Annotated in this window: 16 protein-coding genes and 5 pseudogenes; 8 read left to right on the top strand and 13 right to left on the bottom strand. The window is 67.0% G+C overall.

Annotated elements, in window-relative coordinates:
• The first annotated feature begins 139 nt into the window (after positions 1-139).
• From OG390_RS21105 to OG390_RS21090, 4 genes and pseudogenes are all read left to right on the top strand, one after another.
• A complete protein-coding gene (locus tag OG390_RS21105) occupies positions 140-547 on the top strand; it encodes an ATP-binding protein (protein ID WP_406170056.1) in 408 nt (135 codons plus the stop codon).
• Positions 547-933 carry a hypothetical protein gene (locus OG390_RS21100; RefSeq protein ID WP_406170054.1) on the top strand — a complete coding sequence of 129 codons (387 nt, stop codon included), beginning with the start codon at positions 547-549 and terminating at the stop codon, positions 931-933. The genes OG390_RS21105 and OG390_RS21100 overlap by 1 nt, the downstream gene beginning before the upstream one ends.
• A gap of 1,058 nt (positions 934-1,991) precedes the next feature.
• On the top strand, positions 1,992-2,549 hold the full coding sequence (locus OG390_RS21095; RefSeq protein ID WP_406170052.1) for a hypothetical protein: 558 nt from the start codon (positions 1,992-1,994) through the stop codon (positions 2,547-2,549).
• Positions 2,550-3,362: 813 nt separating this feature from the next.
• Positions 3,363-3,491 (top strand): annotated as a pseudogene (locus tag OG390_RS21090) (ATP-binding protein); the annotation flags it as partial.
• Between the two features lie 185 nt (positions 3,492-3,676).
• On the opposite strand, the gene OG390_RS21085 reads toward OG390_RS21090, so the two are convergent.
• The 8 genes and pseudogenes from OG390_RS21085 to OG390_RS21050 all read right to left on the bottom strand — a co-directional run bounded on the left by OG390_RS21085 (position 3,677) and on the right by OG390_RS21050 (position 8,744).
• Entirely contained in the window at positions 3,677-4,000 is a 324-nt protein-coding gene (locus OG390_RS21085) for a hypothetical protein (protein WP_406170050.1), read from the bottom strand.
• Entirely contained in the window at positions 3,997-4,344 is a 348-nt protein-coding gene (locus tag OG390_RS21080; protein ID WP_406170048.1) for a DUF6247 family protein, read from the bottom strand. The genes OG390_RS21085 and OG390_RS21080 overlap by 4 nt, the downstream gene beginning before the upstream one ends.
• 33 nt (positions 4,345-4,377) lie before the next feature.
• Entirely contained in the window at positions 4,378-4,707 is a 330-nt protein-coding gene (locus tag OG390_RS21075; RefSeq protein ID WP_406170046.1) for a hypothetical protein, read from the bottom strand.
• A 370-nt stretch (positions 4,708-5,077) separates the two neighbouring features.
• Positions 5,078-5,323 (bottom strand): hypothetical protein, encoded by a 246-nt coding sequence (locus OG390_RS21070; RefSeq protein ID WP_406178369.1) that lies wholly within the window; start codon positions 5,321-5,323, stop codon positions 5,078-5,080.
• A gap of 31 nt (positions 5,324-5,354) precedes the next feature.
• Positions 5,355-5,546, bottom strand: a pseudogene (locus OG390_RS21065) (IS701 family transposase); the annotation flags it as partial.
• 30 nt (positions 5,547-5,576) lie between these two features.
• Positions 5,577-6,292 (bottom strand): annotated as a pseudogene (locus OG390_RS21060) (ISAzo13-like element transposase-related protein); the annotation flags it as partial.
• Positions 6,293-6,606: 314 nt separating this feature from the next.
• A pseudogene (locus OG390_RS21055) lies at positions 6,607-8,143 on the bottom strand (ISKra4 family transposase).
• A gap of 67 nt (positions 8,144-8,210) precedes the next feature.
• Complete coding sequence (locus OG390_RS21050; RefSeq protein ID WP_406170044.1) at positions 8,211-8,744, bottom strand: hypothetical protein; 534 nt, start codon at positions 8,742-8,744, stop codon at positions 8,211-8,213.
• 529 nt (positions 8,745-9,273) lie between these two features.
• On the opposite strand from OG390_RS21050, the gene ltrA (OG390_RS21045) reads away from it, so the two are divergent.
• Complete coding sequence (gene ltrA, locus OG390_RS21045; RefSeq protein WP_406164427.1) at positions 9,274-10,527, top strand: group II intron reverse transcriptase/maturase; 1,254 nt, start codon at positions 9,274-9,276, stop codon at positions 10,525-10,527.
• 552 nt (positions 10,528-11,079) lie between these two features.
• Positions 11,080-12,342 (top strand): group II intron reverse transcriptase/maturase, encoded by a 1,263-nt coding sequence (gene ltrA / locus OG390_RS21040; RefSeq protein WP_406170042.1) that lies wholly within the window; start codon positions 11,080-11,082, stop codon positions 12,340-12,342.
• 86 nt (positions 12,343-12,428) lie between these two features.
• On the opposite strand, the pseudogene OG390_RS21035 reads toward ltrA (OG390_RS21040), so the two are convergent.
• The 3 genes and pseudogenes from OG390_RS21035 to OG390_RS21025 form a co-directional block, all read right to left on the bottom strand.
• A pseudogene (locus OG390_RS21035) lies at positions 12,429-13,394 on the bottom strand (ISAzo13 family transposase); the annotation flags it as partial.
• A gap of 25 nt (positions 13,395-13,419) precedes the next feature.
• Positions 13,420-13,572 (bottom strand): hypothetical protein, encoded by a 153-nt coding sequence (locus tag OG390_RS21030; RefSeq protein WP_406170041.1) that lies wholly within the window; start codon positions 13,570-13,572, stop codon positions 13,420-13,422.
• A 22-nt stretch (positions 13,573-13,594) separates the two neighbouring features.
• Positions 13,595-14,038, bottom strand: a complete 444-nt coding sequence (locus OG390_RS21025) for a hypothetical protein (RefSeq protein ID WP_406170039.1) — start codon at positions 14,036-14,038, stop codon at positions 13,595-13,597.
• 251 nt (positions 14,039-14,289) lie between these two features.
• On the opposite strand from OG390_RS21025, the gene OG390_RS21020 reads away from it, so the two are divergent.
• Both OG390_RS21020 and OG390_RS21015 read left to right on the top strand, forming a co-directional pair.
• On the top strand, positions 14,290-15,243 hold the full coding sequence (locus OG390_RS21020) for a hypothetical protein (protein WP_406170037.1): 954 nt from the start codon (positions 14,290-14,292) through the stop codon (positions 15,241-15,243).
• 63 nt (positions 15,244-15,306) lie between these two features.
• Positions 15,307-17,025: an insulinase family protein gene (locus tag OG390_RS21015; protein ID WP_406170035.1), complete on the top strand. Its 1,719-nt coding sequence runs from the start codon at positions 15,307-15,309 to the stop codon at positions 17,023-17,025.
• 62 nt (positions 17,026-17,087) lie between these two features.
• On the opposite strand, the gene OG390_RS21010 is transcribed toward OG390_RS21015, so the two are convergent.
• Both OG390_RS21010 and OG390_RS21005 read right to left on the bottom strand, forming a co-directional pair.
• Positions 17,088-17,474: a hypothetical protein gene (locus tag OG390_RS21010; protein WP_406170033.1), complete on the bottom strand. Its 387-nt coding sequence runs from the start codon at positions 17,472-17,474 to the stop codon at positions 17,088-17,090.
• 88 nt (positions 17,475-17,562) lie between these two features.
• On the bottom strand, positions 17,563-18,282 hold the full coding sequence (locus OG390_RS21005; RefSeq protein WP_406170031.1) for a hypothetical protein: 720 nt from the start codon (positions 18,280-18,282) through the stop codon (positions 17,563-17,565).
• Between the last annotated feature and the right edge of the window lie 285 nt (positions 18,283-18,567).

Below are 18,567 nucleotides of genomic sequence, written 5' to 3'. Positions count from 1 at the left end.
CGAAAAGTACGAACCCGCACTCCCGCTACGCGCACATTCGGTACGGTGCTAGTACTAATTGTACGGCTCTGCATGGTTCGTGTCAGCCAGTCCGCCTGGAAGGCACAGAGAACAGCAGGTCACCGCCATGGAGGACGCCATGCGCACCCACCAACGCACGTTCCCGGGGGACCCCCGAGCGCTCCGCACCGCGCGCAACTGGATCCACGTCGCCCTGAATGGCCACCCTCACTCCGACGACGCCGCGCTGATCGTCACGGAACTCGGCACCAACGCCCTCACCTACACGGCCAGCGGAGACGGCGCCGGCGCTTTCCACGTCACGCTCACCGTCTCCGAGCTCGCCACCACGATCACGGTGACCGACTCCGGGCACGCCAAGACCACCCCAGAGATCCAGCACCCGCCCCTCAACGCCACGCACGGCCGCGGCCTCGGCATGGTGGCCGCCCTCGCAGACAGCATCACCATCCAGGGTGACGACTCCGGCCGCACGGTCACCGCGGAGCTCCGTACAGACGGCCACCAGGGAGGCCACCCGTGCTGATGAAGGGTCCTCACCGCGGCTACTGGTGCGAGTGCTGGACAGAAGACCTCACGGAGCAACAGCGGCCGACGCTGTTGGCATCCTTCGACGCCTACACGGCACCCCAGGCAGACCGATGGGTCGCAGTCGCACTCCGCACGATCTCCCCGGCCCTCGACGCGGACGCATCGGACGCAGCGTGGGAGTGGCTGTACGACGGCCGCACCGAGACCAGACGAGCTCTCTTGCGCTCTGAGCCCAGCACGGTGTCAGTCACCCACGAGGACACCCGCGTCACATGGACGATCCGGCCAGTGATCTTCCTGCCGCTCGTACACCGTCAGAGCGCTGAACTCCCAGCCTGTGCATACGATTTCAAACCCCAGGCGCCCCAGGCATCCGACTGAGTAACAACCTTCTTCACGGGTTCAAGGCGCCGCGCATCCGCGCGACGCGGCGCCCGCCCGGACTGCGCGCCGCCGCTCCTGCCTCCGGCCCGCAGTCCGCGCGGGCGCCGCAGCCAGCAATGCACGCCAACCCGAGAACAGCAGTGGGGCTCTGCCCCACACCCCGACCCTCTCTCGGAGGGGGAAGAGGCCGGCGATCGTGCGCGGGTGCGTCGTGGCACGGGAATGAGTGGCTGCCGCGGGTGGGTCCCTCCCCGGCCGGGCCCCGGAGGCGTACCAGGAACCCCCAGGGGCCGCCAAGGCCGGGCGCAAGCGTCACGACGTGAGCCTTGGCGGCCCCTGGAGAACCCTGGTCCGGCGAAGCTGCCCGACCGAGGAGGGACCCACCCGCTCCGGCCGGTCGTGTGCCGGTAGACCGGATCGGCAACCCGCACAACAGGCACGGCCGTTGACGGCAACGGCGACGGCAACCGGGACGCACGCCAGCGCACATCGACGGACGCCGACGGACCGTTGATTCCTCCCTCACCTGCGAAAACGCAGGCGGGAACGGTCCGCCTTCCACACCTACTACGTGGAAGCCGGCAGCACGCCTGTCTTGGTTCACAACTGCAACGGTGCCGTTGCGGGACACTCGACGAAGTGCCAGTGTGCCAGCGGCGCCAAGCCTCGAATTCCGCGGAATCCCTACGGTATGCGGGGCAAGCCGTCGACTGTCAGGCACATTGACGAGGTCCGGGACGAACTCTTGGACGCCAACCCCGGCTGGAAGCATGTTGCGGGAGGCACGGATCGTGCCACCGGGGCGGTCAAACCGGAGCAGACAATCTTGGGCCCTGGAGGAGAGCCACGAAGGCCTGACCTGTCATTTGAACTGGAAGATGGGTCACCCCTCTTCGTGAACACCGTTGATACCCTGAGTGACGGAATCACGGCAGATTCAAGGGAACTTGCAAATGCTATTGACATTCAGATGTGGGGCAAGGGTCCTGTTCTGATGATTCCGAAACCCAAACCATAATCGGGGGCGGGCCGGTCGAATCGGGAATGGAGAGATCATGTCTGCCGTCACGAAACAGGTGCAGCTGCTGCTACTTCCGGAAGACGAGGCGCATGTTTTCCGAGCAGTCCGGGCCGCCTATCCGGAGGTGAAACTTCTCGCCGATGTCCCCTGGGGCTCTGCGGACAGACCTCCTGCGCGCGAGTCCGTGCAGGACTGCGGAGCCAGTGCGAGTATCTGGAACCCTGCCGTGCATCCGCGACTCCAGGTGGACGTTCGCTCCAATGGCGCGATCTTTGGTCCTGGAATTGGGCCGGTCGTGCAATGGATGAGGAGCTTGGAAAAGGAGCCAGGGGTTCTCGACTCTGGTCGCTGGGCTGCCTCATTCGACAAGGAGAAGGACCCGGAGATGGCAAAATTCGTCAGTGGCTTGTGGCGGATCCTCAACCGCCTGACCACCAATCGGATACTGCGTGCAGCCGGACCCGGCGCGAGCTCTCCCGGTGCCGCACCTGAACGAAGGTTCAGAGTCGGAGAAAAGGCCGTGGAGTGGGCGCTGGAAGGCAAGTTGACGCTGCGCTCGGGCGGGCTGTACCTGCGTCCGGAGGACGCATGAGTTCGGGACATCAAATCTTCGACGGACCTCGCCCGGCGCCCTACTACTACAGCCGGTGGCTTCACGGTGAGTGAGCGCGAGCCGTCCGGGTGCGGTAGTGGCTGGCGCGGGTCTGGGTCTGGTGGCGGGTGCGCCAGCGGTGCCAGTGCATGGCCACACAGCATGACCGTACATGGCGGCCTGGACGACCGCGGTGATGCGGTTGGTGCTGCAGCGGAGTTTCCGCAGCAGGCACCAGCCTTTGAGGGGGGCCATGGCCCGCTCGCCGACGCAGCGGATCTTGGCGTGACTGCTGTCGTGCCGGCGCTGCCATCGCCTGAGCCGTCAGCCGCGGAACGGCACGCGGACGTGCCAGCTGGCACCCTGGTAGGCCCGGCCTCGGCCAGGGCGTCGACAATGCCCTGCTCGCGGGCGGCCGTCAGGCCGTCGGGCGGCAGTGGGGCGCTGGCCCTGACGGACCAGCACAGCGACGTGGTGGGCACGTTCAGGTCGGGTGCGACGTCGCTGGTGGGTTCGGCGCCGTACGACCCGTTGGGCAAGGTGGTCCGGGCCATCGAATGTTCATGAGTGAAGCGCTGATTGTGGACGTCGGTCCCGCGATGGATTTCAGGGCCCCGCTGCGCAATAGGGAGGGCTTCTCTTCTGTGAGGGTTTCGGGAACTTCCCCCGAAAGCCTTAGCTACTTGGATGAGGCTCCTTCCGTGAAGTGGCTAGTCTATGCGGCTCTGGATCATTATGATTCGTAGTTGACTCACAGGGCCGTCTGGCTGAGCTGTTGACAGCAACGATCGGCGGTCTGGGTGATCGCGTTATGCAGTTCGGCCCGCCCGGGTCACCCTCAGAGCCGTACTCGCCGGGCACGGCATGACGCAATTCACCGACACGGCCGAGCTGTTGACCTCAGAACTTGTCACGAACGCCTATCGGCACTCCACTGGGCCCCGACCGTCCGTCTCCGCGCCCTGGGAAGCGCCCGTCTCTGAGGGGCCCTGCGCTTCTCGGACAGCTCGGCAGATCGGCTCGACTTCGAACACCTGGCGTCCTTATGCCGGGCCCGTTCATGGCGTCGGTGCTCAGCAACGGCTGGTTGGACGCTGCTGGACGTACGACGGGACGGGCGGCCTGGCCTACTGCCAGAAGCACTCGTCGATCACGATTTGAGGGTCGGTGGTGCGGGGGGCGAAGTGGTACCGCAGCCATCCACGCCCGTGATCGAAGTAGAGGACGTGCTCACCGCCGGGACGGGTGGACTGGACGGGTTCGACGCTCATGCCGGCTGGTAGGCCGCGGTCGCTGTCGATGCCCCGGAAGTACGGGTCCTTGGCGGTGACGAGTTCGGCGCGGGCGGCGTCGACCAGGGCGCGGGCCTGAGCGGGGAGGGCGTTCCTGTTGACCTCGGCTTCCTTCGTCCAGTCGGCTTGCCAGGGTGGCCCCATGAATGCGCTGGTCACTGGCCGGGTTCCGCCTTTGCGGCCGTGCGGCGGATGCGTCCGGCCTCTTCGATGAGCGCTTTGGCGTGGGCGTAGTCGGGTGCCTGGGCGGCCTCGTCCTCCAGGCGGTGAACGTTGGCTTCGAGCTGGGGGTCACGGGCGAGGGCGTACTCGCTCCACCAGCGGGCCATGAAGGCGGGAACGGGGGCGAGGTCATAGGCGTCGGCGATGTCCCGGCGCCAGTGCCGGTCGAAGTCGACGAGGAGCTTTGGCGCGTGCTGGGCGATGGCGGCGCGGAGCGCCTTCGGGGTCCTCTCGGGCATGGGGGGTACGGAGGTCCCGGCCGCGAGGGGTGCGGTGGTCATGGGTGGCGGGTTCCCTTCGGCGGAGCGGGGCAATCAGGCTGCGGCAGGGAGCGAGACGGGTGCGGAACAGTCTGTCTCGAGGTGAGGCCCCGCTTGCTTGGCGCGGTTCTTTCGTACGGCGGCGCGGATTTTGGCGACGCGGTCGCGTTTGACGCCCAGCAGTCGCGCGACATGCTCGACGCGGCCGTACGGGATGGGGTTGTCCGGGGCCTTGGTGGTAGCGGCGTAGACGAGATCGGCGAGCTTTTCCCGCTCCTTCTGCATCTTCTCTTCCGCCCGACGGATGAGCTCCTGCTGGCAGGCGATGGCGATGAGTGCTGACGTCTTCAGGTCTTCTTGGTATCGCGCGTCCTCAGTGCCCATGCGGCCGAGCATGACACACAATCGCTGCCCCCAACAATTAAGTCTGCTGGTATGCACTCTGATGTGGAGCGCCGTGCGGTGATCTGTGTGGCCCGATGGCCGGGAGGTGCCCCACAGTGCGCGCCCAGCCTCCTGCGGCGGTGGAGCGAGACGTTCAACAGCTGGCACCACTCCTGTCCTCGTCCACAACTGCGACGATGCTGCCGATCTGGAAGTGGTCGACCGGGCGAGCTACGACACGCTGAAGTCAGCGGTTGATCGCGCTGCGAGCCGGACCCCCAGCAAATCCGCGGTTCGCTGAGCCCAGGGCAGCTTCGCGCCGGACAGCGGATCCCGGCCCTGCGGTCTAGACGAGTCTCTCCGAACACGGTCAGTGGTCCCTACCTTGTGGGCCGTGGACGGCGGCCCAGTTGTACTTGCGCAGGCCTTTGGCGCCGTCGGCGCAGGAGCGGCGCTCGAAGGCGCCGACGGGCACGACCGCATACAGTTCGCGGGCCTGCCGGGTGCGGCCGTCCGGCAGGGGCAGGGCCTCGTCCTTGGGGATCGCCGGCACGTTGCGCACCCGGTTGCCCTCCAGCCAGGCGCGGCAGCGCGCGGCAGGAGCCGTGTGCCTCATCGGCCAGGAAGTGGGTGAAGGGCACACCGGCGGCCAGGGTTCGCTCCAGCATGCGCCGGGCCAGTTCCGGCTTGGTGGCCACGGCCCGCGCGCGGTCGGGCGGGATGCCTTGCTCGGTGCAGCGCGCCTGGTGCTTGGCGATGGGGCCGGCCCAACCCTTGCCGAGGCGGACCTCGCGGTCGATCAGGGTGCGTCCCCGGCTGGAACCGAACGACAGGTACACGCTGACCTGGGCATTCTCGATCCTTCCCGGGGCCCGTATTTCAATAACTGTCAGCGACGGGTTTCCGCGGGGGTTGTTCGGGCGTGTAGCTGTTCCATTGTGCGGGCGGGCGATCCGGGTATCGGCGTGACGAGGATCCGGTGCAGGTCCAGGAGCCGTTTTGCATCCTGGTACTGGATGGACAGGTTGGTGCGGTTGACGCCCAGTAGTTGGGCCAGGAAGGTCATGGTCACCGCTCTGCGGCGGCGCAGGATGGCTGCCAGGAGCCGGTGGGTGTGGTCCACGCTGCTGGTTTGCGGGTGTCGGTAGCTGCGTGGGCGGTGGAAGCGTCGCTGGAATGCCGCCTCGGCCATGGCGTCCCAGAAGGGTTCCGAGACCGCCACCAAATACTCGAAGGCGGTTCGTGACATGCCGGTCAGGGCTGGATCGGTGAGCATCATGGTCAGGGCCGGGGCGGTCCGGTGAGTGGTTGCCGGCGCGTCGGGCGTTCGCGGTGGCTCGGGAGACAGGGTGTAGTTCCAGTCGCCGTGGAAGGCGTTGGGTGTGATCGGAAGGGTGTGGAACTCGGCGGGTGTGACGCTGATGCCGAGGTCGTAGCTGCCGGTGTCCAGTTCGGCCCCAATGGTTAGGCCGGTCTTGGTTGTTGTGGCGGCGATGGTCTCGAGGACGACCTGGTAGCTGGTCAGCGGTCGCCCCCGCCAGTTCGCGGTGATGTGGCAGAACATACGATGCTCTATTTTGTTCCAGTGTGTCCTGAAGGCAGAGGGGAATTCGATGTAGGACGAGTTTCTTGAAGCAGTGCTGCATGACCGATGAAGGATTGGCCCTTCGAAGTCGCCCTGCGGGGGGAGGCTTCAAACCGCGTGTGTCACGAACGTAGAGGGGAGTTCAGGTAGGAGGAGCTTCTTGATGCGGTGCTGTGCGAGAGATGAAGGATGGTTGGCCCTTCGGTGCCGTCCTGCGGGGGATGGTGCCAAACCGCCACATGCTGCGTTGGTTGACGACCGTCGTGGTGAGCGATGTGGAAAGGGTGCAGCTCTTTTGAAGTGAAGGTCGTGGATCAGGCGGTCAGTGTGTAACCGTCCTGGTCGGGGCTGGGATAGAGCCGGTTGTGTTCACGCTTGGTGTGGAAGGTCCAGTAGGCGTCGAGGTCGTGGTTGGCGGTGAGAGCGCGCAGACGGAGGACGGCTTCGGCTCCTTCGAGGCCCCAGCGGGCGCCGGTGATGTCGAGGCGGTCGCCGATGAGGTGCCGGCAGGCTCCTTCGACGGCGCCGGTGGCGATGGGCCAGCCGGCTTCGAGTGCGGTGTCGTAGTGGAGCTGGTCGAGGTGGCCGGTGAGGTAGCGGTGGCAGCCGGTGACGGCTTCCCGGCGTGAGCCGGGCAGGCGTTCACGGTCGGCCTGGGTCAGCATCTCGTCGGCTGCGCGGGGGGCTTGGCCTGCGAGGATCGTGGTGAGGTGGTCGGCGGCCCATGCTTCTGCCTCGCGGCTGCCGGGGGTGTGGAAGGCGTGCGCGGCGGCCCAGACATACTCCGCGACGTGGACGAAGTCGAGCAGGACGTGGACGGTGATGTTGCGGCGCTCGGCTTCGGCGCGGATGAGGCCGAGCTGGTGGTGGGCTCCGTCGACGAGGACGATCCAGGGGCGGTGGTGGTGCGGGTCGCGGTCGTGGGCCTGACGGAAGGCGGTCGGCGATGACCTGTTCGGGCGGGCGGATCACCGACGCGGTGCACCATTTGTTCACGGCCTTCGGGCCGGGCCGGGGTGTTCGGCCCTCGGTGCGGCCGCCGGGCGGGTGGATCACGTCGTGGGGACGGCGGGAGGCGGGGCGGGTGTCGAAGACACAGGCGACGGCAGCCATGCGTTTCCGGTTGGGTTTCTCGCCGGGTGCGAGGCGTCCGCGCCGGCCCTGAGCTGCGGCCTTGGCGGCCTTGAGGCGGGTCGCTTCGCGCAGGGCCTCGGGCCGCATGACGATGCCCTTGCCGTCGGCCTGGATCACCAGCGGCATGTCGCGGGTGCAGGGGACGGGGACCCTGGCCTGGTAGAACGCGTCGATGTCACCGGCCGCGGCGATCAGGAGCCGGGCGAGCTGCCGTTTGCCCAGCACATGGCCGCAGCGGCGGTGGATCGCCTCGAGGGCCTGGTCGTAGGAGCCGCGGACGGCCTCGGTGACCGCCAGGCGCCGCAGGCCCAGCGAGTGACGCCCGGCCGGCAGCGACAGACACACGTCTGCGGGGTGCACGTTGCAGACTCCCGGCCCCCGGTGGGCGACGCGGCGCACCCTCACGTGTCCGAACAGACAGGCCAGCCACCGTTCATGACCCGTCTCGCGCCACGGACGTTCCTTTCCTTCCGGCCCCACCAGGCGTGCAACAGTCGCATCCCGGGCTTGTTGTTCCTCGCGTATCGCCCGCAGGTCGAGGTGGTCCTGCAGGAGTTGCCGGATCAGGGCGCGCCCGGTGTCATCGAGGTGTTCTTCCAGCTCGGCGTGGGTCCACTCGCCGGCCGAAGTGCCCGACAGGGTGGCCGTCAGCGATTCGAAGGCACTGACCGAGCGGGTAAACGGGTCAGGCGTGCCGCGGGTGTCGTACTGTTCCATCCGGGCTCTTCTTTCGTGCGATTCGTTTCGGTTGGCACCTTCGAATCTAGAAGGAAGAGCCCTTCTTTCAGGGTGAGTTGGGCGAACCGGTCGTTCGGGTGCGGGACGGGGTGAACAAGCCGGGCGAGTCCTCATCCAGCCAGCCGCGTTCGACCAGACGCTTCAGCTTCGCGCGCGTACCCTCGATCTTCGTGGTCTCGGCCGCAAGGCCGATCCTCGGCACGATCTGCTTGGCCCGCACCGGTCCCGGAGCGTCCCCCACGACCTCCAGGATGTCCTGGTAGACCCGTGGCAGCACCCCCGGCTCCAAGCCCGGCTGCCATTTCGGCACCGCAAGGACTCCCACGACCCGCCGCTCCGCCCCCGCGAACGGCGACACCTCCTCCGCCCGCGGCGGCTCACGCGCCGGCTCTGCCGGATCACTGCCGGCCATCCTCGCCAGGAGCTCGCCGGCCGTCTCCCGCGTGATCACCAGCCGGGACAGCCGTTCGCGCTCGGCCTCCAGCCGCACCATCAACTCCGCGACCTGAGTCTCGAGTTCCTCCACCCGCCCCCGGACCACGGCCTCCTCGGCCTCGATCGCATCGAGCAACGACCCCACCGGCACCGCCCCCTTCCCGTCAGGAAGAGACCTGCCCATCCACGCACCAATCAACGTCTCCCCAGGTCAGCCCCTCCCTCGAAACGAGCCGCACCCATGTGGAAAAGGCGGCGGTAGAGCCGTCAGGTAGGGATCAGGAAGACGAACGCAAGTGAATCGCTGCGGAAGTGTCGTTAGAAGATAGATGACATCAGAACCGGAGATTTGTGGTTGCTCCGGGATAAGTCTGGCGGGAGTCCCGTCTACTGGCCAGGCGGTGTCCGGCACGGAGGCGACGTGAGCCTGATCTGCGGCTTTCGCATGGAACGTGAGAAGGCATGCCCCGATAATGCCGCTTGAGTAATACGGGTGGCGAGAGGGAGTGGCTCAAGCGGAAGAACCGTGAGGGCTTGAGTACCGATGCGGGGCGTGCTGGCGGACCGGCTCGTAGTAGTGAGGAACCCTTTGTAATGAGGGGGGAGCGAAGGGGTCGGGTCATCCGTGACTGATTGTTCGTTCGGTCAACCGGAAGGTCTCCGGGAGGAGCTGGGTGGACCAGTTGAAATCATCAGGCAAGCCGTTTGAGATTTCGAAGTGGGAGGTTCAGGAGGCGTACGAGAAGGTCAAGGCAAACAAAGGTGCGCCAGGGGTGGACGGGCGTTCCATCGAGGACTTCGAGAAGGATCTGAAGAATAATCTCTATCGGATTTGGAATCGTCTGTCCTCGGGGAGTTACTTTCCCCCTCCGGTGAAGGGTGTGGAGATCCCGAAGTCGCATGGTGGCGGGGTTCGTTTGCTCGGTGTTCCTACCGTGGCGGACCGAATCGCTCAAACGGTTGTGGCCCGGCGTCTTGAAGAAAAGGTCGAACCGATCTTCCATCAGGACTCCTACGGTTACCGTCCTGGGCGGTCCGCGTTGGACGCGGTCGCGGCATGCCGAAAACGCTGTTGGAAGTACGGCTGGGTGATTGATTTGGACATCCAGAAGTTCTTTGACAGCGTGCCATGGGACCTTGTCATCAAAGCGGTTCAGGCCCACACCGATCTCCCCTGGGTAGTGCTGTATGTGCGGCGGTGGCTTGAGGCGCCGTTGCAACTGCCCGACGGGACCTTGCAGCAGCGTGATCGGGGAACCCCGCAGGGTTCTGCGATTTCGCCTGTACTGGCTAACCTGTTCATGCACTACGCGTTCGACATGTGGATGGCCCGGGAGCACCCGGACGTACCGTTCGAACGGTACGCAGACGATGGTGTTGTGCACTGCGTCAGCGAGAGCCAGGCCCGGAGACTACGGGAGGCGATCGCGAACAGGATGCGGGAGGTCGGGCTGCGTCTGCACCCTGACAAAACCAAGATTGTGTACTGCCGGGACGGTAAACGCCGACGGCCCTTCGGGCAGACGGAGTTCACCTTCCTGGGGTTCACTTTCCGGGCCCGCAAGGCCATCGACAGGAACGGGGAGAGGTTCACCTCGTTCCTGCCGGCGATCAGCAAGGAAGCCTCGAAGAAGATCAGCGGTGAAGTGCGGCAATGGCGGCTTCATCGGCAGATCGGCCGGACCTTCGCAGAGCTCGCACGGGCGATCAATCCAATCATTCGGGGCTGGATGCAGTACTTCGGCGCGTTCTACCGGACAGCACTGCTTCCCCTCCTGGAGCGCATCAACGCCTACTTGATGCGCTGGATCCGCAAGAAATTCAAGCGGCTGAGGACCTTCAAGAAGGCCCATGCGTGCTGGCGGCGTATCACCCGTCAGTACCCCAGGCTCTTCGCCCATTGGGCATGGATTCCCACGTTCTGGTGATCAGGATGACAAGAGCCCGGTGACGGGAGACTGTCACGCCGGGATCTGTGAGGGCCGGGGGGCGAAATTCCCCCCGGCTACTCGACCTCATGCTGCGTTAGCCGAAGACTGTCGTGGTGAGCGATGAGGAAAAGGCGCCGAGCAGGCGTCAGGTGGGGATCAGGGAGACGAACGCAAGTGAATCGTTGCTGACGTGTCGAAAAGATTCCGACGACATCAAAACCGGGGAGCTTGGAACCGTCCCGGGATAAGCCTGGCGGGAGCCCGTCGACTGGCCAGGCGGTGTCCGGCATGGAGACGACGTGAACCTGATCTGCCGCGGTCATGTGGAACAGGAGAAGGCGCGTACCGATACAGCCCGTTCTGGTAGGGGCGGGCGAGAGGAAGCACCCCGAGCGGTTGTGCCGTGAAGGGGCCGAGTACCGATGCGGGACGCGCCGGCGGACCGGCTCGTAGTAGTGGAGAAGCCCTGTAATGGGGGCGGAGCGAAGGGGCCGGGTCGTTCGTGACTGAGTTGATCGCATCAACCGGACGGTGTCCGGGAGGAGTTCGGTGGACCAGTTGAAGTCGCAGGCCAAGCCGTTTGATATCTCAAAGTGGGAAGTCAAGGAAGCGTGGGAGGAAGTGAGGGCTAACAAGGGTGCACCGGGTGTGGACGGACAGAGCATCGCCGAATTCGAGAAGGACCTGAAGAACAACCTTTACAAGGTCTGGAACCGGATGTCGTCGGGCTCCTACTTTCCTCCACCGGTGCGTGCGGTGGCCATTCCCAAGCCGCATGGCGGCGGCGAGAGAATCCTTGGGATTCCTGCCGTCGCTGATCGCGTGGCTCAGACTGTGGTGGCCCGGCATTTGGTGCGGCGGGTGGATCCTGTATTTCATCCGGACAGCTTCGGATACCGGCCCGGACGGTCCGCCTTGGACGCCGTGGAGAGGTGCCGGGAACGCTGTTGGAAGCGGGACTGGGTGGTTGAGTTCGACATCTCCCAGTTCTTCGACAGTGTGCCGTGGGACCTCCTGGTCAAGGCGGTGGAAGCGCATACCGACGCCGTTTGGGTGAAGTTGTATGTGCGGCGGTGGCTTGCTGCCCCGCTCAAGTTGCCCGACGGCACCCTGCTGGAACGGGGGTGCGGGACGCCACAAGGCGCTCCGGTTTCTCCCGTTTTGGCGAACCTGTTCCTGCACTACGCGTTCGACGTCTGGATGGCGCGGGAGTTCCCTGCTGTCTCGTTCGAACGCTATGCGGACGATGCGGTCGTGCACTGCGTCACCGAGCGCCAGGCCCGTCAGGTGCTGGCCGCGCTCTCGGACAGGATGGCCGAGGTCGGGCTGCGTCTGCACCCGGCAAAGACCCGGATCGTGTACTGCCAGGACGGGTTGCGGCGTGGCTCGTACGAGCACACCTCTTTCACGTTCCTGGGGTTCACGTTCCAGCAGCGCCAAATGCGGGACAAGAACGGCCGTATCAGATGGTCGTTCCGTCCCGCGGTCGGCAGGGACGCCCTCAAACGACTCGGCGAGGAGGTCCGCTCCTGGCGGCTTCACCGGCGGGTCAACCTCACCGTGGAAGAACTCGCGCAGCGGATCAATCCGATCGTCGCGGGCTGGATGCAGTACTACGGCCGGTTCTACCGATCGGCCTTGTATCCAATTCTGATGCGCATCAACGCCTACCTGGTGCGCTGGCTCCGCAACAAGTACAGACGGTTTCGCGCGATGAGGAAGGCCATCGCGGCCTTCCAGAGGGCAGCCAAGCGCCGCCCGGGGATGTTCGCGCAGTGGAGATGGATCAGTTCCCCCTCCTTGGCCTGGTGATCAGGACGACAGGAGCCGTATGACGAGAGATCGTCACGTACGGATCTGTGGGAGCCGGAGGGTGTGACTCCCTCCGGCTACCCGACTTTCGACGTTCCGGGCGGTAGGTGACAGACCGTTATCTCCAGGCCGCTCTCTCGTGCGAAGGCAGCCAGGTTGTTTTTCCAGGTCCAGCGGCGGGGGTCGTTGGAGCCGCCGGAGTCGGCGGTGATCAGGAGCCTGCCTGCATTCGGGTGGTCCGTCCGTCCGCGGTGCTGCCACCAGCGGCGGATGGACTCCACCGCGAACTGGGCGGTGTCGTGGTCGGTTCCGACGTTGACCCATCCGGTGTTGTTGGCGATGTCGTAGATCCCGTAGGGGATCGCCATGGGCTGGTCGTTGGTGGTGAACGTGTGGCAGTCCACCTTGATCGCGTTCTTGCCCGGCCGCCAGGTGCGACCGGGACGGTCACGGTTGCCGAGCCATTCCTTGGCCTTGGTGTCGACGCTGATCACCGGCTGGGCGTCGTTGAGGAACTCGGTAGCGGTGGCATTGAGGTGGGTGAACTGGGCATCGCGGTCCGGATGGCTGATGCCCTCTGTCGTCTTCGCGGTTCCTTGCAGGCTGTAGCCCAGGGTGTGCAGCAGGTGTCCGACGGTTGAAGCGCTGATCGGGTGGCCCTGTGCGGTGAGGGTCGAGGCCAGGGCCCGTAACGACAACGTGGTCCACCGCAGCGGGGAGACGGGGTCGCCTCGGGTGTGTGGCTCGATCAGCGACTCGAGCGCGGGCAGCAGACCGGAGTCGGTGTCTGTCAGCCGCTTGCGGCCGGCACCCGGAGCCCGGATCCGTAGGGTCGGCACGGAGCAACCGGCCAACTCGGCGATACCACGCGCGATAGTGGCGGTACTGGTACCGGAGGCGGCGGCGACTCGAGTGATCCCGCCGTGGCCGACGGCGGTGGCCTCGCTGGCCAGGTACAGCCGACGGCGGCGCTCGTCGAAGTGCGGCAGGATCTGATCGAACTTGGCCCGCAGCGCACGGGTGGAGAGACAGCCTGGCAGACACGTAGTCATATCCCAGGCTCCCACCAACACCCGCCTACCGAGCACTTATTGACGTACAGGCCCCCGCCGTGCTGGTGTACTGCCGGGCCACACCGACGTTCTTGGTGCCCTTCTTGATGTCGGCGATCAGGACCGCGTCAGGGGCGGACAGCGCGGCGACCGTGAACTCGCGCACCCGGTCGCGCAACTCGTCCGGGGAAGGATGCGGGTCAGCGTGTCACCGGCAGAGCCGCGGCGAACCGATGGCCGTCGGCGCGGGTCTGGACCGGGAAGTCGACCTTGAGGGCGCCCTCCTGGCCCTCGACGGTCAGGTGGGTGACCACCTTGAGGCCCAGGAAGGTCTTCTTGGGTGCGCTCGCGGTGACGTAGGGGCGCGGGAGGTTCATCAGGAGCTTGCCCGGCTTGCCGCCGCGGTTGCCGTCGAAGAACAGGATCCGCTGGTTCGTCAGGGCGAGGTACATCGGGCGCGGGGTGACCGTCGCCATCACCGTTCCCGCGCTGAGTACGCCGACCACCGCCGCGGTGAGGGCCTGCTTGCGCACCGAGACCGTTCCGATGCCGGCCACGCTCGTGAGTTCGACCTGCTCGCCCTGGAGCAGCAAGGGGGCCGAGATCTCCAGCAGTTGTCTGGCGCGACGGGCGTTGAGTGCCACGGGTGGGGCTCCTGGTGACGGTGAGGTGAGTTGAGGTGAGGTGACAGTGACGGCATGGATTGTTCCAAGCCAGGGGAAAGATGGGAGGTCACCTCGCACAAGGCGAACTCAAGTTCGAGTCATGACCCGGTCAAGATCAGCCATCGAAGGGTCAAGTCGACGCCGGTATGCACTGTTTGGGCATTGTGTTCCCGCAGGTTTCCCTCACCTGGCTGGAAACCGCTTCCAACCCTCCACTTACCATCCGCTCCATGTCGACCGACGCATCCCTCCCACCCCCCGACTTCGAACTCGCCTCCGCCTTTCCCGAGGCCGGCTGGCTGCGGCAGGCCACCGCCGCGCGGGACTGGGCGGGGATCCGGCAGTACGTCGACGGACTGCCGCAGGGCACCGACCGGGCGTTTCTCGTCGGCGTGGTCGCCGATGTGCCCGGCGTCGAACACCCTCTGCGGGAACTCGTGGCCGCCGCCCCCGACGACGTACTCGCCCTGACGCTGCTCGGGACCCGCGAAGTGGAACTCGGCTGGGAGATCAGGACCGACGCGCGGGCCCAGAACGTCAGCCGGGAGCAGTTCCAGGGGCTGCACGCGCATCTGCGGCAGGCCGAGCGGCTGCTCATCCGAGCTACCGCCCTCGACCCGTCCTTCGATGCCGCCTGGGCCTCGCGCCTGACCACGGCCATGGGACTGCAACTCGGGCAGAACGAGGCCCGGCGAAGGTACGACCGACTGGCCGCGTACCACCCATACCACTTCACCGGGCAGGCCCGGCTGCTCCAGCAGCTGTGCCCGAAGTGGAGCGGGAGTTGGGAGGCGGCGCACGGGTTCGCCCGTGAATGCCTGCTCAACTCGCCCGAAGGGGCGCTCAACGGGGGGCTCGTGGCGGAAGCGCACCTGGAGCACTGGCTCGCGCTGCCCTCCGCGGGGAGTGAGCGGACCGACTACCTGCGCCAGGCCCACGTCCACGCCGAACTCGTCGAGGCCGCCGAACGGTCCGTCCTGCATCCGTACTACCGACCCGCGTATGGGTGGGTCACCATCCAGGGCGTCTTCGCAGCGCTCTTCTCGGTGATCGGGGACACCGCCCGCGCCGCCGCGCACTTCCGCGCGCTGGGCAACCTGGCCTCCGAGTACCCCTGGAGCTACCTCGGAAAGCCCGCGGACGCGTACACACGACACCGTGCCGCCGCCCTCGGAAGGGGCTGAGCGGATGCGGAACCACACAGGCAGACGCAGATGCAGACGCACAGGCATAGGTAGAGGCAGACGATGAGCCAGGGCATCCACCACACCGAGGTCGACGGCATACCCACCCTCTTCGCGTACGCCACCGGGCCGATGCGCGCCGGGCTGGTCTTCCGTGTCGGCGTAGCCGACGAGACGCTCGCCGGGGCCGGGATCACTCACCTGGTCGAGCACCTCGCCCTGCACCGTCAGGGCCTGGCCGACTACCACTTCAACGGCGCGACCAAGGCCGCGTTCACCCACTTCCACGTCGAGGGCGCCGAGCACGAGATCGTCGCCTACCTCGACGGCGTGTGCACCTCCCTCCTCGACCTGCCCATGGAGCGGCTGGAGACCGAGAAGGAGATCCTGCGCACCGAGGAGGCGCGCCGGGAGCCCGGGCAACTGCCTCTGTGGCGGTACGGGGCACAGGGGTACGGGCTGGTCAGCTACCCGGAGTGGGGCGTACGGGGGTTGCGGCCGGACGAGGTACGGGCATGGGCGGGGGCCTGGTTCACCCGGGACAACGCCGTGCTGTGGATCGCGGGGGAGCGGCTGCCGGCCGGGCTCTCGCTCAAGCTGCCCGGCGGTCAGCGCTGTCCGATGCCCGTCGTCACCTCCGCCCTCCCCACCGCTCCCGCCTACTTCTCCGACGGCAAGGGCGGCGTACTGCTCGACGCCGTCGTCACCGACACCACCGCCGCCAGGCTCTACGCCGGTGTCCTGGAACGCGAACTCTCCCGCTCCCTGCGCCAGGAGGGCGGTTACTCCTACACGGCGGCCAGTGATTACGCCTCCCGCCGGGACGGTTTCGCCACCGTCACCGCCTTCGCGGACGCCCTGCCCGCCAAGCAGGACGCGGTCCTCGGCGGATTCGTCGACGTCCTCGCGGGGCTCCAGGTCGGCCGGATCGCGCAGGGCGACCTGGAGGCCGTACGCAGCCGCAGCGACGCCACGCTGACAGCGCCCGACGCGGCCGTACGGCGGCTGCCCGGAGCGGCGGAGGACCTGCTCGCGCACCGTCCGCCGCGCGGGCTCGACGAACTGCGTTCCGAGCTCTGGGCGATGACACCGCAGCACGTGCACGCGGTGGCGCTGGAGGCCGCCGGGACGGCACTGCTCCAGGCGCCCTCGGGGCACAGAGCCGACTGGGCCGGGTACACCGCGGCCCCGACCACCTCGTCGTGTGCCGTCCAGGGCACGCGGTTCGACTCCGTACGCAAGGACGGCTCGGCCCTGGTCGTCGGGGGCGAGGGGGTCAGTCTGACGGCGGGGAACGAGCAGGCCACCGTAGCCTTCCGCGCGTGCGCCGCCCTGCTGAGCTGGCCCGACGGCGGGCGTCGGCTCATCGGCACCGACGGGCTGTCCGTGGAGGTGGAGCCGGGGGAGTACGGGATCGACGCGCACACGATGGCGACCATCGACGCGGCGGTCCGTCCGAGTGCGATGGTTCACCTACCGCCCCGGCCGCGGCGGCAGGAGCGTGCCGCTCCGGCGGGAGAGGCCGGGGGCTCCACCCTTGCCGCCCCACGGGAGTCTTCGGCTCCGGTACGGCGTACCGGCAGTCAGACGGCGATGCTCGTCGTCTTCGGGGTCCTCGCGGGGCTCTGGTCCCTCCTGGCCATCGCGTTCACCGTCTTCGGCGCCTCGGACCCGGAGACCAGCACCAGCGAATGGGCCGGCCTCACCGTCTTCCTCTGGGGTGTCGGCGCGCTGCTGGCCTGGCCGGCCGTAAGGGTTCTGCGAAGCACCCGGCGGGGGTGAACCGCCGGCATCAGGTGGGGGTGAATCGCCGGCATCAGGTGGGGGTGAACCGCCGCGTGCCTTCAGCGCAGATAAGGGTTGCCCGGCGCCGGACCCGGCAAGGGCCCCGGCACCGGACCCGCGTGCGCCGTGGCGTACTTCTGCGTGGCGTCCTTCGGTGCGCGTTTGTCGAACAGCGCGAACAGCAGCAGCCCCACCGCCATCGCGATGCTGACGACGGCGACCGTGCCGAGGATGGAATCACCAGGACCCTCCGCCCGGACGGACGCCCACGGCAGCGTCACCAGCTCGTACAGCAGGAACGCGGCGAAGGCGCCCCAGTCCGAGCCCCGGCCGCGGCGGACCGCCACGTACAGGAACGGCACCCACACCAGCAGACCCAGCGACGCGACCACCAGAACCGACCACGCGATCCGCTGGGCCCAGCCGGCCTCCACGCGCTTGCCCATCACACCCCCCGAGTACCCCCGAGCCCCCGGAGAGGTTTCCCGGGGCCCCGAGAAACCTCTCCGGGGCGTCATGCTCCCACCCGGCGGGTCAGGCGCGCTGGTGTTCGCCCTTCAGAGACGTCACGATCTGCGCCGCCAACTTCTTCGCCGTGGCCGCACCGTTGTCGTGCCCGTCCGTGGACATGACGCTGACGACGTCGGTTCCCGTGCGCACGGCGATCAGGGTCGTGCCGTTCTGCCAGGCGCTGTCGGTCAGGGTGATGGTGTACGCGGCGTCGCCCAGACCGGGGGTGGTGGCGCCGGTGGCCTTCACCTTGGTGTGTGTCTGGGAGTCGGTGAAGGTCGCGCAGGCGGTCGCGTTCTTCTCCAGGTCCTTCAGTACCGTCGCCGAAGTCGTGCCGCGGTAGGTGTCGACCTCCTGGGCGATGTCCTCGGAGGTGGCCTTGCTGACGTAGTCGTTCTGGGCGAAGGACACCCCCGAATCGCCCGTGATCGCTATCCAGCTGGTGCCGCCCAGCAGGGAGCAGTCCGGCTTCGGCGCGGGGGAGGAGCTTGGCGCGGAGTACGTGGCGCCGGAATCCCGCGCGCCGCTGGGGTCGACCGCGAAGCCGGAGGCGAAGAAGGACGTGGGTGCCAGGGCCTTCTTGAGCTGTGTGCCCGTCATGAGACCGGCGTTGGGGTCCTTGGCCGCCTTCGTCTTGGCGGGGGACGCGGAGTGGCCGGCTGTTCCGGAGGAGCAGGCTGCCAGGGCCAGCGGGAGGGCTGCTGCGGCGAGCAGTGCCTTGACCGCGCGTGACGGGTGACGCATCTGAATCTCTGAGTCCTTTGACGGGGAGCGTGGGCCGATCGGCCCGAGCGGACTCTAAAGGTGCTCGGGCGATGCACAGGTATGCACATGCCAAAGTTCGGTCAAAGAGGGGCGGTTCGCCTGGTGTCCCTCGCGGACTCGCCGGGTTTTGCCATGCCTTGAGGGAATCTTGTGGCGATCAAGGTGCGGGGTTTCCCGATCAGCAGGGCCGCGTCGGTTACGCTGCGATCCGCCCCGGGCGCCGGGGGCCGCGCACCGTCATCGGGGTGGCGGATAGGCGCCGTC

It is taken from the genome of Streptomyces sp. NBC_00996 (assembly GCF_045162675.1).
Classification (GTDB): Bacteria; Actinomycetota; Actinomycetes; order Streptomycetales; family Streptomycetaceae; genus Streptomyces.
The sequence above is the reverse complement of the archived record's forward strand: the minus strand, read 5'-3'. Positions and strand labels throughout refer to the sequence as shown.

What these genes read in the sequence shown, in the direction of transcription:
- OG390_RS21095 (WP_406170052.1), top strand. Translation starts at nt 1,992, where the DNA reads ATGTCTGCCGTCACGAAACAGGTGCAGCTGCTGCTACTTCCGGAAGAC.
- OG390_RS21010 (WP_406170033.1), bottom strand. Translation starts at nt 17,474, where the DNA reads ATGGGCAAGCGCGTGGAGGCCGGCTGGGCCCAGCGGATCGCGTGGTCG.
- OG390_RS21100 (WP_406170054.1), top strand. Translation starts at nt 547, where the DNA reads ATGAAGGGTCCTCACCGCGGCTACTGGTGCGAGTGCTGGACAGAAGAC.
- OG390_RS21075 (WP_406170046.1), bottom strand. Translation starts at nt 4,707, where the DNA reads ATGGGCACTGAGGACGCGCGATACCAAGAAGACCTGAAGACGTCAGCA.
- OG390_RS21105 (WP_406170056.1), top strand. Translation starts at nt 140, where the DNA reads ATGCGCACCCACCAACGCACGTTCCCGGGGGACCCCCGAGCGCTCCGC.
- OG390_RS21080 (WP_406170048.1), bottom strand. Translation starts at nt 4,344, where the DNA reads ATGACCACCGCACCCCTCGCGGCCGGGACCTCCGTACCCCCCATGCCC.
- OG390_RS21070 (WP_406178369.1), bottom strand. Translation starts at nt 5,323, where the DNA reads ATGAGGCACACGGCTCCTGCCGCGCGCTGCCGCGCCTGGCTGGAGGGC.
- OG390_RS21005 (WP_406170031.1), bottom strand. Translation starts at nt 18,282, where the DNA reads ATGCGTCACCCGTCACGCGCGGTCAAGGCACTGCTCGCCGCAGCAGCC.
- OG390_RS21015 (WP_406170035.1), top strand. Translation starts at nt 15,307, where the DNA reads ATGAGCCAGGGCATCCACCACACCGAGGTCGACGGCATACCCACCCTC.
- OG390_RS21020 (WP_406170037.1), top strand. Translation starts at nt 14,290, where the DNA reads ATGTCGACCGACGCATCCCTCCCACCCCCCGACTTCGAACTCGCCTCC.